The sequence below is a fragment of the Bifidobacterium aesculapii genome, assembly GCF_001417815.1.
Taxonomy (GTDB): Bacteria; Actinomycetota; Actinomycetes; order Actinomycetales; family Bifidobacteriaceae; genus Bifidobacterium; species Bifidobacterium aesculapii.
Window position 1 is genome coordinate 41,172 of the sequence record NZ_BCFK01000067.1, and the last position, 12,196, is coordinate 53,367.

The 12,196-nt window shown below is 66.3% G+C and carries 10 protein-coding genes and 4 tRNA genes; 7 read left to right on the plus strand and 7 right to left on the minus strand.

Annotation, left to right across the window (positions count from 1 at the left end):
* Nucleotides 1-251 precede the first annotated feature (251 nt).
* From budA to BFAL_RS08920, 3 genes are all read left to right on the plus strand, one after another.
* Nucleotides 252-1,034 carry an acetolactate decarboxylase gene (budA, locus tag BFAL_RS08910; RefSeq protein ID WP_055428039.1) on the plus strand — a complete coding sequence of 261 codons (783 nt, stop codon included), beginning with the start codon at nt 252-254 and terminating at the stop codon, nt 1,032-1,034.
* A gap of 84 nt (nt 1,035-1,118) precedes the next feature.
* Complete coding sequence (locus BFAL_RS08915; protein WP_082440492.1) at nt 1,119-2,612, plus strand: amino acid permease; 1,494 nt, start codon at nt 1,119-1,121, stop codon at nt 2,610-2,612.
* 86 nt (nt 2,613-2,698) lie between these two features.
* Nucleotides 2,699-4,066 (plus strand): glycosyltransferase, encoded by a 1,368-nt coding sequence (locus BFAL_RS08920; RefSeq protein WP_055428040.1) that lies wholly within the window; start codon nt 2,699-2,701, stop codon nt 4,064-4,066.
* Between the two features lie 68 nt (nt 4,067-4,134).
* On the opposite strand, the gene BFAL_RS08925 is transcribed toward BFAL_RS08920, so the two are convergent.
* The 4 genes from BFAL_RS08925 to BFAL_RS08940 all read right to left on the minus strand — a co-directional run bounded on the left by BFAL_RS08925 (nt 4,135) and on the right by BFAL_RS08940 (nt 4,571).
* Nucleotides 4,135-4,207, minus strand: a tRNA-Val gene (locus BFAL_RS08925).
* Between the two features lie 68 nt (nt 4,208-4,275).
* Nucleotides 4,276-4,348: transfer RNA gene (locus tag BFAL_RS08930), tRNA-Ala, on the minus strand.
* 39 nt (nt 4,349-4,387) lie between these two features.
* A tRNA-Val gene (locus tag BFAL_RS08935) sits at nt 4,388-4,459 on the minus strand.
* A 39-nt stretch (nt 4,460-4,498) separates the two neighbouring features.
* Nucleotides 4,499-4,571 (minus strand) — tRNA-Gly (locus BFAL_RS08940).
* A gap of 305 nt (nt 4,572-4,876) precedes the next feature.
* Here BFAL_RS08940 and BFAL_RS08945 point away from each other — a divergent pair.
* The 4 genes from BFAL_RS08945 to BFAL_RS08960 all read left to right on the plus strand — a co-directional run bounded on the left by BFAL_RS08945 (nt 4,877) and on the right by BFAL_RS08960 (nt 9,896).
* Nucleotides 4,877-6,490 carry a DUF2974 domain-containing protein gene (locus BFAL_RS08945; RefSeq protein WP_236691725.1) on the plus strand — a complete coding sequence of 538 codons (1,614 nt, stop codon included), beginning with the start codon at nt 4,877-4,879 and terminating at the stop codon, nt 6,488-6,490.
* A 129-nt stretch (nt 6,491-6,619) separates the two neighbouring features.
* Nucleotides 6,620-7,249 (plus strand): TetR/AcrR family transcriptional regulator, encoded by a 630-nt coding sequence (locus BFAL_RS08950; protein ID WP_055428041.1) that lies wholly within the window; start codon nt 6,620-6,622, stop codon nt 7,247-7,249.
* A gap of 109 nt (nt 7,250-7,358) precedes the next feature.
* Entirely contained in the window at nt 7,359-8,894 is a 1,536-nt protein-coding gene (locus BFAL_RS08955; RefSeq protein ID WP_082440493.1) for an aspartate ammonia-lyase, read from the plus strand.
* Between the two features lie 159 nt (nt 8,895-9,053).
* Entirely contained in the window at nt 9,054-9,896 is an 843-nt protein-coding gene (locus tag BFAL_RS08960) for a mechanosensitive ion channel family protein (protein WP_152973612.1), read from the plus strand.
* A 70-nt stretch (nt 9,897-9,966) separates the two neighbouring features.
* On the opposite strand, the gene BFAL_RS08965 is transcribed toward BFAL_RS08960, so the two are convergent.
* The 3 genes from BFAL_RS08965 to BFAL_RS08975 all read right to left on the minus strand — a co-directional run bounded on the left by BFAL_RS08965 (nt 9,967) and on the right by BFAL_RS08975 (nt 12,167).
* A complete protein-coding gene (locus BFAL_RS08965; RefSeq protein ID WP_160319051.1) occupies nt 9,967-11,025 on the minus strand; it encodes a CPBP family intramembrane glutamic endopeptidase in 1,059 nt (352 codons plus the stop codon).
* Nucleotides 11,026-11,155: 130 nt separating this feature from the next.
* Complete coding sequence (locus BFAL_RS08970; RefSeq protein ID WP_055428044.1) at nt 11,156-11,488, minus strand: transcriptional regulator; 333 nt, start codon at nt 11,486-11,488, stop codon at nt 11,156-11,158.
* Nucleotides 11,478-12,167 carry a nucleotide exchange factor GrpE gene (locus BFAL_RS08975; RefSeq protein WP_055428045.1) on the minus strand — a complete coding sequence of 230 codons (690 nt, stop codon included), beginning with the start codon at nt 12,165-12,167 and terminating at the stop codon, nt 11,478-11,480. The genes BFAL_RS08970 and BFAL_RS08975 overlap by 11 nt, the downstream gene beginning before the upstream one ends.
* Nucleotides 12,168-12,196: the final 29 nt, after the last annotated feature.

The window sequence follows — 12,196 nt, forward strand, 5'->3', positions numbered from 1 at the left end:
GTGCCCGATCCGTGGGGTGCACCGTTCCCTCTCCACGAAGCGGCTCCCCGAAAAGCACGCGATTACGCTATACCCGACCGTGCCCAATACGCCTTCAGACGAAACCGCGGCGCGCTCCACAGCGGGTACGGGCAACGGAAGGTGAACAACGTGAACGGCGGACGACGTGTGAGCGAGGTCACGCGGCGGGCCGGACGAATCCACGGAACCGCCCTTGCCCGGCCCGGACGGACACCTTATATTACGGAATCGTGAGCGAACTGAAGGGCAAGGCGATCGAACCGATCCACGAGCACCGCGCGAACGTGCTCTACCAGCACGGCACGCTGGCGTTGCTCGTGCCGGGCCTGTTGGAGGGCACGACCACGATGGGCGAGCTGCTCACCCACGGCGATACCGGCATCGGCACCGGCGAAGGGCTCGACGGCGAGATCATCATCCTCGACGGGCGCGCCTGGAAGGTCGGACGCACCGGCGAGGTCGAGGCCGTGCCCGACGACCTGACGCTGCCGTTCGCGAACATGCATCATGCGGCGTTCCAATACCAGTGCGAGCGCAGCGACATCGGCCTCGAGGAGCTCAACCGGCGCATCGTCGAGGCGAACGGGCGCGCGAACGCGTTCTTCGCGGTGATCGTGCGCGGCACGTTCAGCTTCATCAAGACGCGCGCGGTCATCAAGCAGCAGGCCCCCTACCCCACGTTGGAGGAGGTCGCGGACCGTCAGGCCGTCTTCCTCGGGCACGACGTGCGCGGCACGATGCTCGGCTACTTCTCCCCCATCATGTTCCATGGGGCGGCCGTCGCCGGATTCCACGAGCATTTCCTCGCCGACGACCATTCAATCGGCGGGCACGTGCTCGACGCGGTGCTCGAACGCGGCGAGATACTGAGCCAGGTGTTCGACACGATGACCACGCATCTGCCGGTCGACAACCCGGACTACCGCAACCACGACTTCACGCGCGACAACATCGCCGAGGCCATCACCAACGCGGAGGGCGACGTGCGGGGCGCGGCGGACCGCGAGGAATAACCGCGCCACGCCCCTCGTGACCGCCCTGCGCGTATACTGTCTGCGATTCGACCGCACGCGCGAGACAGAGGACGAGAACACACGATGAGCCATAGCGAATCAGGCACGCCGGAACGGACCGGCGCACCGACGGCACAGGCGACGGCACCGACGGCACAGGACGCCGACGGACATACCCGGCACGCACTGCACACGAACCTCAAACGAGGCATGGAGGCGCGCCACCTGCAGATGATCTCGCTGGGCGGCGTGATCGGCACGGGCCTGTTCCTGAGCTCCGGGTACACGATCCAGCAGGCCGGCCCGATCGGCACGATTCTCGCCTACGCGATCGGCGCGGTCATCGTGTATCTGGTGATGCTCACGCTCGGCGAACTGTCCGTGGCGATGCCGGTGACCGGCTCGTTCCACGTGTACGCGGAGAAGTTCATCGGCCCGGGCACCGGATTCGTGATCGCCATCCAATACTGGCTCACCTGGACGGTCGCCCTGGGCTCCGAGTTCACGGCGGCGGGCCTGCTCATGCAGCGGTGGTTCCCGACCACGCCCACATGGGTGTGGTCGGCCGCGTGCATCGTGCTGATCTTCACGCTCAACGCGCTGTCCGTGCGGTTCTTCGCCGAGGCGGAGTTCTGGTTCGCCTCCATCAAGGTGTTCGCGATCTGCGCGTTCATCGCCATCGGCACGCTCACGATCTTCGGCGTGATTCCGATGAAGGGGTACACGCATGCGCCGATGTTCGGCAACCTCATCAAGGACGGCGTCTTCCCGAACGGCTTCATGCCGGTGTTCGCGACGATCCTGACCGTCAACTTCGCGTTCTCCGGCACCGAGCTCATCGGCGTGACCGCCGGCGAGACGCGCGACCCGGAGACCGCCGTGCCGAAGGCGATCCACACGACGCTGTGGCGCCTCGTACTGTTCTTCATCGGCTCCATCGTGGTGATGAGCGCGCTGATCCCGTGGCGACAGGCGGGCGTGGGCGAAAGCCCGTTCGTGCTCGTGCTCAACTCGGTGGGCATCCCCTACGCGGCGGACATCATGAACTTCGTGGTGCTCACGGCGGTGCTGTCCGCCTCGAACTCCGGCCTGTACGCCTCGACGCGCATGGTCTGGTCGATGGGCAACGAGGGCATGATCCCGCGCTGGTTCGCGAAGACGAACCGACGCGGCGTGCCGATGCTCGCCCTGTGCGCCGCGATGGCCGGCGGCCTGCTGGCGCTGCTCAGCTCCGTCGTGGCCGCCTCGACCGTGTATCTCGTGCTCGTGGCGCTCTCCGGCCTGTCCGCGGTGGTGGTGTGGATCGCGATCGCGTACTGCCAGATCGTGTTCCGCCGCCGTTGGGTGGCCTCCGGGCATACGGTCGCCGAACTCAAGTACGCGACGCCCGGCTACCCGTTCACCTCGTGGGGCGCGTTCATCCTGTGCACCGCCTCCTTCCTGCTGGTGTTCTTCGACAAGGAGCAGCGGTTCGCGCTGGTCGCGGAGCTGCTGTTCATCGTCGTGTGCTACGGCGCGTACTTCGTACAGAAGTGGTGGCGCGGCCGTCATCCCGCGGCGGATGCGCAGCTGCCGTAGCGTCGGGTGAACAGCTCGATACGGGGCGATGAAATCCATCATCCGGCACGGAAGTGCGCCATTCGCGCTCCCTACACTGGAAAACCATGAATACCAACGCGCCCGCGCCGTCATCGGCCATCCCGTCATCCCCCGTATCCGCCGCCACGTCGCCTGACGACGGCGCCGCATTCGAGGAACGGCCGCTGCGGGTGCTCATCGTCAGCGAATCGTCATTGGAACAGACGAACGGCGTGTCGGGCAGCGTGAAGCACATCCTCGACCGGTTCGCCGAACGCGGGTTCGACGCGCGCGTCATCGCCCCCGGCCCCGCGCCGGAAGGCGGCACATACGCGGGATACCCGGTCGCGGAGGTGCCGTCGCTGCCCATCCAGAAGTTCAACGTGGCGGTCACGACGAAGACGTCGGTGATCCGCGGCATTCTCGACGGGCCGAAACCGGACGTCATCCACGTGGCCGCACCGATTTCGAAACTCGGCCACGCCGCGCTCCTCGCCGGCGAGGAGCTGCGCGTGCCGACCGTCGCGATCTACCAGACCGACGTGGCACAGTACGCGCGGCGGTTCGCGCGCGAGGCGGTGACCGGCGAGAAAGGCGTGAACGGCGCCGTATCCGAAGGCGCCGCGACCGACGACGACTGGCCGCAGCACACGAAATGGCTCCGGCGCATCGGCAAGACCGCAGGCGAACAGGCGGAACGCATCGTCGCGGAACGCATCGCACGCATGCACAATCTGTCGACGCTGACGCTCGCCCCCACGGACGACGCGCGGCGGCGTCTGGAAACGTTCGGCGTGGACCCGGACCTCATCCGGCTGTGGGGCCGCGGCGTCGACACCACGCAATTCGGCCCCTCGCGCGCCGACGACGCGCAGACGCGCGCGTGGCGCCGCGAGTGGAGCGACGACGGCCGACTGCCGGTCGTCGGGTACGTGGGTCGTCTCGCGCCGGAGAAGCAGGTGGAGCGGCTCGTCGCGCTCGACGGGCTCGGCATGCGGCTCGTCATCGTCGGTGACGGCGTGAGCGCGCCGGAACTGCGGCGCCGACTGCCGAACGCGGTGTTCACCGGCATGCTGCACGGACGCGACCTCGCCGACGCGTACGCCGCGTTGGACGCGTTCGTTCACACCGGCGCGGAGGAGACGTTCGGGCAGACCATCCAGGAGGCGATGGCGAGCGGACTGCCGGTCGTCGCGCCGGCAAGCGGCGGACCGCTCGACCTGGTGGACGAAGGCGGCACCGGACTGCTGTTCGACCCGCACGACGAGGACGACACCGACCTGCGCGAGTGCGTGGCCAAGCTGCTGGGCGACGCATCGCTGCGGCGGCGGATGGGCGCGGCCGGGCTCGACGTGGTGCGTGGGCGCACATGGCCCGCGATGGTCGACAAGCTCATCGGATACTATCGTCTCGCGATCGAACTGCGCATGGCGCAGGACGCGGGCAAACGCTGAACGCAACCTGTGGCCGATGATACGAAAAATCCCGCCGCGATGCGTGGCATCGTGACGGGATAAGCGGGTGGGCGATGTAGGAATCGAACCTACGACCCCTTCGGTGTGAACGAAGTGCGCTAGCCGCTGCGCCAATCGCCCATAGCGCGCCGACGTTGCAATCGGCGCTCCGACGAAAAAACCGGCGGACCGCCGGTCTTCTCTTCGAGTGGAGCTAAGGGGATTCGAACCCCTGACCCTCTCCATGCCATGGAGATGCGCTACCAGCTGCGCCATAGCCCCGTGTTCTGTTATTGCGCGAATCCTTCGTATCCACGCTCGTGGGCGATACAAGATTCGAACTTGTGACCCCTTCCGTGTCAGGGAAGTGCGCTACCACTGCGCCAACCGCCCGGGCCTGTTCTTCAAGCCGAATCACTCCGGCTTTCCGAGAGCGGACAACGGGACTCGAACCCGCGGTCTCAACCTTGGCAAGGTTGCGCTTTACCAACTAAGCTATGTCCGCAATGTTTGCTGCCTTCCGTGAGGCAACGAGTGATTAAGATACGCGACTTTCCCCCATCACGCAAATCGTCGCCGCGCTTCGGCGTGTCGCGTTGATACGAGCCGCCTGCGGCAGGCTGGAGACGCACCATGCCGAACGTTGCCCGAACCGCCCGCATATCGCACAATATCGCCGCGATTGCCGCAAAACCGCACGCACCGGCGCGATTAGACTTGGGGGATGACGACAGTGGAGCGCCGGGGCCGCGCGCGTGCGGCGGCACCGGCCCGATGACGGCACGACAACGGCACTCCGGGGAGGTGCATATGGGCAACGTGTTCGATTACGTGTGCAGGGAGCGGCGCCCGTTGACCGATCCGGACGCGCCATTCAACGAGGTGGACGCGTTGGTGTTCTCCTCGCTTTCCTATGAGGATGTCGCGGCGTGCGCCCCCACGCTGGAACTCAGGGAGAACGGCACTTCGTTGGCGGCTCGGCTGCGGACGTTCGAGCCGCGCCACCCACGGCTGTGGATCAGGGGGCTGATGCGCGAACCGTTCACGTCGGTCACGCTCGCCGAAGCCGAGGCCACGATGCATGACGGCGAAGATGCCGGCATCGCGAGCGCGACTGACGGCGCGAGCGCCGGAGGGGCGGTCTCCGCGGACGTCCGAAAGGGCGGAAGCACGGACTCTGAACGTGGGCGGCGCGGCGACACGACCGAGGAGCGCGGAGGGACTCCCTCCGTTCATGCCGACGACACCGGCCATACCAACGAAGCCGGAAACGCCGAAAATGCCGATGCCACGACCGACGGGACGACCGCCACGGGCGCGCATCACGTCGCCGAAGCAGACGGTGCCGCCGAAGCCGATTCCGACAGCCGCGCCGACGCCGCGACCGGCGGACGCGACGGCGGCGCGGATGCCGCCGAAGCCGGCCCGGATGGCGCGGACGACCACGAAGCCAAGATCGTCGGCCTGGTCGACCCGAACACGACCCATGACTTCTTCGCCGCGGTGGCGGCGTCCCCCCGATTCCGCGAGGCCCGGCTGGGCGCGGTGGTCGAACACGTCGACACGGTCGAGCAGACGCAGTTCGCCGCGATGACGTTCATACTGCCCGACGGCCGCGATTGGCGGGGCCGGCCCCGCGCGAAGGATCCGACGCGCGGCGGCACGATGGTCATCGCGTTCCGCGGCACGGACGATTCGCTCATCGGCTGGAAGGAGGACTTCAACATGGCCTTCCAGTACCCGGTGCCGGCGCAGCGGGCGGCGAGCGCGTATCTGGGCATGGCGGCGCGCCTGTGGCGTGGCGACATCGTGCTCACCGGTCATTCGAAGGGCGGCAATCTGGCCGTGTACGCGGCGATGAACGCGGATCCCGAGGTGCAGCGCCGCATCTGTCACGTGTATTCGTTGGATGGGCCGGGGTTCCCGCCGACCATCGTCACGTCGCGCGAGTATCTCGACATCCAGCCGAAGGTGACGAAGATCGTGCCGAGCTCGTCGATCGTGGGGCAGATCTTCGAGACGCCGGAGCCGTGCCGCGTGGTCACGTCGGATTCGGACGGCATCATGCAGCATTTCACGTTCTCCTGGCAGGTGGAGGGCGATCATTTCGTGACGGAGCCGGATCTTGCGTCGAGTTCGCAGCTGTTCAACGAATCGTTGAACGCGTGGATGGCGGGGTTGACGGCGGAGCAGCGCGAGCGCGCGGTGGACGCGCTGTTCGCGGTGCTGCACGCGAACGGCGCGACGACGTTCTCCGAGGTGGTGGACGGTTTCCCGGGGTCGATTCCGGCGATGATCGGCTCGATGCTGGGATTGTCGGCGCAGGACCGCCGGCATCTGCTGGAGGCGGTGGGGATGCTGATCCGCGCGTCGATGGCGCGCAATGGCGGCAGGCCGAAGGAGCGGGAGAAGCCGCGGGAATGACGGCTGCGGCGGTCCGGCGTGAGCATGCCGGCGTTGTCTCGTTATTGGCTATACTGTCTAGACAAGATGTCTAAATACATCCGGCATCCGCCTATCCGGCATCCGATCCGAATCCATCAGGAGTCGCCTATGTCACGCCCACGAAGGGATTCGGCGGTCCCGCCCGCCCGCGAACGCATGCAGGACGCGTTCTGGAAGCTGCTGGCCGACCGCGAATACCGCAGGATCACCGTCACGGACATCGTGCGCAGCGCGCAGGTGAACCGCAACTCGTTCTACTACCATTTCTCCGGACTGCCGGAACTCGCCGACGCGGCGATCCTCGCGGAGGTGCAGTCGTCGCCGCTCGTCCACGACGCCCCGAATCCGGACGTGGACCCGCAGGAGCATTGGCGCGCGCACATCACGCATTTCATGCGCACGCCGCGCGAACGCGAGCGCATCGACCGTCTCGCACTCCTCGCCGGACCGCACAGCTCCCCCGAACTCGTCGAGTCACTGCATGATTTCGCGCGTCTGTCGCTCATCGGGACGCTCGAGCTCGATTCCGACCATCTCGACCTCAAGACGGACCTGCTGCTCGACTTCACCGCAGGCGGACTGCTCTCCATCCTCAAACGGTGGCCGGAACTGCGCGAGACCATCTCGATGGACGATCTGCTCAACGACGACGTCGCCATGCTCGCCATGGGCATCTACATGTCGATGTCCAAGGAGAACATGCTCGCCTACTGGAACCGCATCTTCAACAAAGGGTAGACGGGCGCCGGCGGAACGCCGCGTGCGGACCGTTCCTGTGCGGTTTCTCACAGGGGTGAATCGGGCGGCGATGATGGCGTTTCGCGCGCGGAACCAGCATGATGGAAGCATGACGAACGAGACGACCCACGAGGTCCACGCAACGTACGATCCGACCGCGACGTCGGCTGCAACGCAGCCCGCCGCACAGCCGACGGACGGTCCGGCGCGACCGGCCGTGCGCATCGAGCACGACTGCATCGGCGAGATGGCGGTGCCCGCGAACGTGTACTGGGGCATCCACACGCAGCGCGCGATCGGCAACTTCCCCGTCTCCGGCATCTCGGACTCCGCGCACCCCGAACTCATCCGCGCCTACGCGACCGTCAAGCGGGCGTGCGCGGGCGCGAACGAGGAGTTGGGACTCCTCGACGCGGACAAGGCGAGGTTCATCCGCGAGGCGTGTCTGGAGATCGAAGGCGGCATGCTCGCCGACCAGTTCCCGGTGGACGTGATGCAGGGCGGCGCCGGCACGTCATCGAACATGAACATGAACGAGGTGATCGCCAACCGCGCGCTCGAGCTCGCCGGGCGCACGCGCGGCGACTACGGCTACATCCACCCGAACGACGACGTCAACGAATCTCAGTCCACGAACGACACGTACCCGGCGGCGTGCAAGCTCGCTATCATCGACGCGATCCACCCGCTCGCCGAATCGACCAAGCGCCTCGCGCGCGCGTTCCACGATCTGGCCGACAAGCACATCCACGACGTGACGATCGGCCGCACGCAGCTGCAGGACGCCGTGCCGATGACCTACGGTCAGGAGTTCCACGCGTTCGCCACGCTGCTCAAATCCGATTTGGCGATGTTCGAGCAGCTGGTTCCGCAGCTCGCGCAACTGAACCTCGGCGCCACGGCCATCGGCACCGGCATCTGCGCGGACCTGCGCTTCCGCCAGGCTGCGACCGAGCATCTGGCGCGCATCACCGGACTGCCGGTCACGGCAGCGCCGGACCCGGTGGCGGCGATGACCGACATGGGCGCGTACGTGGCGACCTCCGCCGCGTTGAAGAACCTCGCCGTGCACCTGAAGAAGGCGGCCGACGACCTGCGTCTGCTCAACTCCGGGCCGCGCGCCGGATTCAACGACCTCGACGTGCCGGCCCGGCAGGCGGGCTCCAGCATCATGCCGGCCAAGGTGAACCCGGTGATTCCCGAATGCGTGAACCAGTGCTGCTTCATGGTGTTCGGCATGGACGTGACCGTGAACTGGGCGGTGGCCGAAGGTCAGCTGCAGCTCAACGCGTTCGACCCGGTCATGGTGCATGAGATCCTCTCCGGCATGTCGCTGCTCACCAACGCGATGGAGACGTTCCGCGTCAACTGCGTGGAAGGCATCGTCGTGCACACCGAAGTGGGGCGGGCGCACGCCGAGTCGACGCCGTCGATCGCGGCCGCGCTCAACCACTACATCGGCTACGAGCAGGGTTCCGCAATCGCGGCCGAAGCGGTGCGTTCGGGCCGCACGGTGCGCGAGGTGGCCGGCGAGATGACCGACCTGCCGGCGGAACGGCTCGACGAGATCCTCGATCCGATCCGCCTGGCGCGCGGGCTCGGGCAGACCTGCCGCGAGCACGCGCAGGACCGTCAGGAGCGGTAGCGGCGGCATACGGCGTGTTGTGTTGTCGTGGCGCCGGGCCCGTGCTGGTCGATGCGTGCCGGCACGGGCCCGGCACCACGACACGCCGACGACACGTCTCACAGCTGTTTTCCGGCAGACATGCACCGGCTGCCCATAACGCTCGTTATGGTTGGTCGCATGAATACTCAAGATTTCACCGGACTGATACTGTCGTGGTTCCGCCTGAACGCCGGCAAGCTGGTATGGCTGCTCATCATGTTCGTGGCGGCCGTAATCGCCGATCGGGTGCTGCGGCGCGTGGTGCGCAAGATCATCGACAACTCCCAGGTGCCGATTCCGAGCGCCTCCATCTTCATCAACCTGATACGCGTGGTGATATGGTGCCTCGCCGTCGGCATGGTTCTGCAGCCGGTGTTCGGCATCAACCCGGCCACGCTGGTCACCGCGCTCGGCGTCGGCGGCGTCGCGCTCTCCTTCGGCCTGAAGGACACGATCGCGAACGTGGTCGGCGGATTCGGCCTGATGATGGGGCATGTGATCCGGCCCGGCGACCAGGTCACCATCCAGGGCGTGACCGGCGCGGTGGTGGACATCACGTGGCGGCACACGGTGGTCGAGACGCGAGGCGGCGACCGGATGGTCATCCCGAACTCGGTGCTCAACACGGCGTCGCTCACCAAGCTCACCGCCGCCAGCGAAAGCACGGTGACCATGCCGTTTACGGTGAAGGGTGGCGCCGACCCGGACGAAGTGAGCCGCGACATGCTCCGGCGCGTGCAGGAAAGCGCTTCCGGGCTGCTTCTGCCGGACAATCCGCCGCTGGTCAAGTTCACCGGATTCTCGCCATACGGCACGGAGGGCGTGGTGATGCTGTTCGTACGCGATGGCGTGTTTCTCTCCACCGCGAAGGACCGTGCGGCACGCGCCATCGCCACGGCCGACTATCTCGTGAGCGACGGCGGCGCGTCGGAAGCGGTGACCGAAGACGCGCCTCATTCGGCCGCGAACACGGCCGAATAGCGCCTAATGCCTAACAAAAGAACCGCTCGGAGGTCGGGCCGCGGCGTCGCGGCGCACCTCCGACGGCGTCTCAGAACCGAAGCAATCCCATCGTCCACAACGCGAGCACCGCGGTGAGCGCCGTGTAGACGACCATGCCGGGGTTGAGGAAGGCAAGACGGGCGCCATACCACTTCGGCAGCTGCTCGGGCGGATCATAGAACTCCAAGCGGCGCACGTTGACGAACAGGAGCACGATGCCGGCGATGACGAGACACACCATCAGCACGCCATACAATCCGAGCAGCATGACGCCCGCCATCATGCTCGGATTCGATTCGGCCGCACGCATCAGCGCCGCCTCGCTCGTGGACCCTTCGAGCAGCCCTTGGATATCGCCGCCGGAGGCGAGACGCAAGGCGCCGGGGCCGATCAGCGAGCCGAACGCGTTGATGACCATATGCATGATCACCGGATACCGCAGCCGGCTGGTGCGCATATACGCGTAGGCGAACACGAGTCCAAGGCCGAACGCGTAGAAGAACTGGTACAGGTTCATGTGGAACATGGCGAACGCGAACGCGGACAGCACGATGGCCGTACGCTCGCCGTAGCGGCGCGTACGGTCGATGAGTTGCTTGCGGAACAGCCATTCCTCGAACAGCGGCGCGAGCAGCACGACGAACAGCGCGTTCATCCACGGGTCCGACCGGGCGATGATGCCGGAGACGCGGTCCGAGGCCTGACCGCCCGAAATCACGCCGGACATCCACGAGCCGATGACATTGCCGAACACCATGATTGGGAAGCACACGATCATCATCGTCCAGAACCGTTTCGCGCCGAGCGTGAACTCGCGCGCCTGCAGCGCGGGCACACGGTCGATCACCATCATGCCCATCGGCATCGCCACCGCATACAACGGGCCGGACGAGAGCAGCAACGACACCCACATGGGCGCGCCTTGGGGGAAGAACGGCTGCAGCAGGCCGGATAGCACGGTGTTCAACCCCACCCAGAACGCGATGGTCACGCACAATCCGATGCCCACCAGCGTGAACCGCCGGTGCGCCTCCAAGAAGAACGGGCGGTTCTCGCCCTCCATCGACTCCCCCGGCTCCGTCCGCGGCGACTGCTGTTGATCACTCATACCGCCCAGCATACGGCACCCAAGCCCGCATCGAATGAGCGGGGCTTGGGTGCCGAAGCGCGTGTCATGTATCCGTATGTGTGTCGTGTATGCATGTATGCCGTTCGTTCGTCTCGACCGAAACGTCATGTCATCCGTCGAGCAGGTCTCCGGCGGCGATGGCGCGCAGGGCGGCGAGATGGGCCGCCATGGCCGCGCGGCCTTCGGGAGTGATGGATGCCCAGGTGACCATGTGCCGGTTCGATTCGCCCCGGCGTTTGGTCAACGTCACATAGCCGCAGTCGGCGAGGGTCTTGAGGTGACGCGAGCACATCGCGTCGCTCAGTCCGAGTGTTTCGCGAATCGCGGAGAACGGCACCTCCTTCATGCCGGAGAGCAGTCCGCAGATGCGCAGCCGCATCGGTTCGTGGATGATCTCGTCGAACCGGGGTTCGACGCTTCTATTCGCCTGTTCACGCGTCATAGCCGTCACGCTTCATGAGTCGGACGCAGTATCGGTCGTACGCGTATTCGCCGAGCCCGCCGACGGCACCCATCGCCAAAGCGATGATCGAAGGCGCGACCTCCGAATCATAAGGCAGCCATGGCAGGCCCAACGGTCCAAGGATGATGTAGGCGACGCCCAGGGCGGTGAGCGCATAGAACACGATCGCCATCGTCCACATCACGGCGTTGCGCGGTGCGATCAACCCGCCGAACGTGTCGAAGTCGCCGCCGATCTGCTGCTTGCGCCACGCATTTATCTGCAGCGAGACGTGCGTGGCCATGAGGATGGCGATGAATTCCGTGATTCCGGAAACGGAAAGCACCGTGTGGGCGCGCCACCAGTCCGCATTCATCTGATACCCGACCCGTGAGAAGAAATCGGCGAGCAGGAGGCACGTGACGATGCCGAGCAGGCAGCTGAACGTGTAGTACCAGTTGGGCGCCATGATGCGTTCCGCCGAGGCTTCACGGTCCTGCCGCAGTTGCGCGAGCAGGTTCGCCGCGGCATCGCCGTCGATCGACGGGGCATTGGCGGACGACGAGGCGATGGACGTGGTCGCGTCGGGCGCCGGTGTGCCGGACGCGGCTTGGACGATGGGGTTGCGGTCGCGCGTGCCGCTTTGCAGCGGGACGCGGGGCGTGCTGTCGGTGGTCATGATGGTCTCCTTGAGTGCGTGGTTACGGT

Coding starts and splice junctions, on each gene's coding strand:
- BFAL_RS08950 (WP_055428041.1), top strand. CDS start 6,620: ATGTCACGCCCACGAAGGGATTCGGCGGTCCCGCCCGCCCGCGAACGC.
- BFAL_RS08970 (WP_055428044.1), bottom strand. CDS start 11,488: ATGACGCGTGAACAGGCGAATAGAAGCGTCGAACCCCGGTTCGACGAG.
- BFAL_RS08945 (WP_236691725.1), top strand. CDS start 4,877: ATGGGCAACGTGTTCGATTACGTGTGCAGGGAGCGGCGCCCGTTGACC.
- BFAL_RS08965 (WP_160319051.1), bottom strand. CDS start 11,025: ATGAGTGATCAACAGCAGTCGCCGCGGACGGAGCCGGGGGAGTCGATG.
- BFAL_RS08960 (WP_152973612.1), top strand. CDS start 9,054: ATGAATACTCAAGATTTCACCGGACTGATACTGTCGTGGTTCCGCCTG.
- BFAL_RS08920 (WP_055428040.1), top strand. CDS start 2,699: ATGAATACCAACGCGCCCGCGCCGTCATCGGCCATCCCGTCATCCCCC.
- BFAL_RS08955 (WP_082440493.1), top strand. CDS start 7,359: ATGACGAACGAGACGACCCACGAGGTCCACGCAACGTACGATCCGACC.
- BFAL_RS08915 (WP_082440492.1), top strand. CDS start 1,119: ATGAGCCATAGCGAATCAGGCACGCCGGAACGGACCGGCGCACCGACG.
- BFAL_RS08975 (WP_055428045.1), bottom strand. CDS start 12,167: ATGACCACCGACAGCACGCCCCGCGTCCCGCTGCAAAGCGGCACGCGC.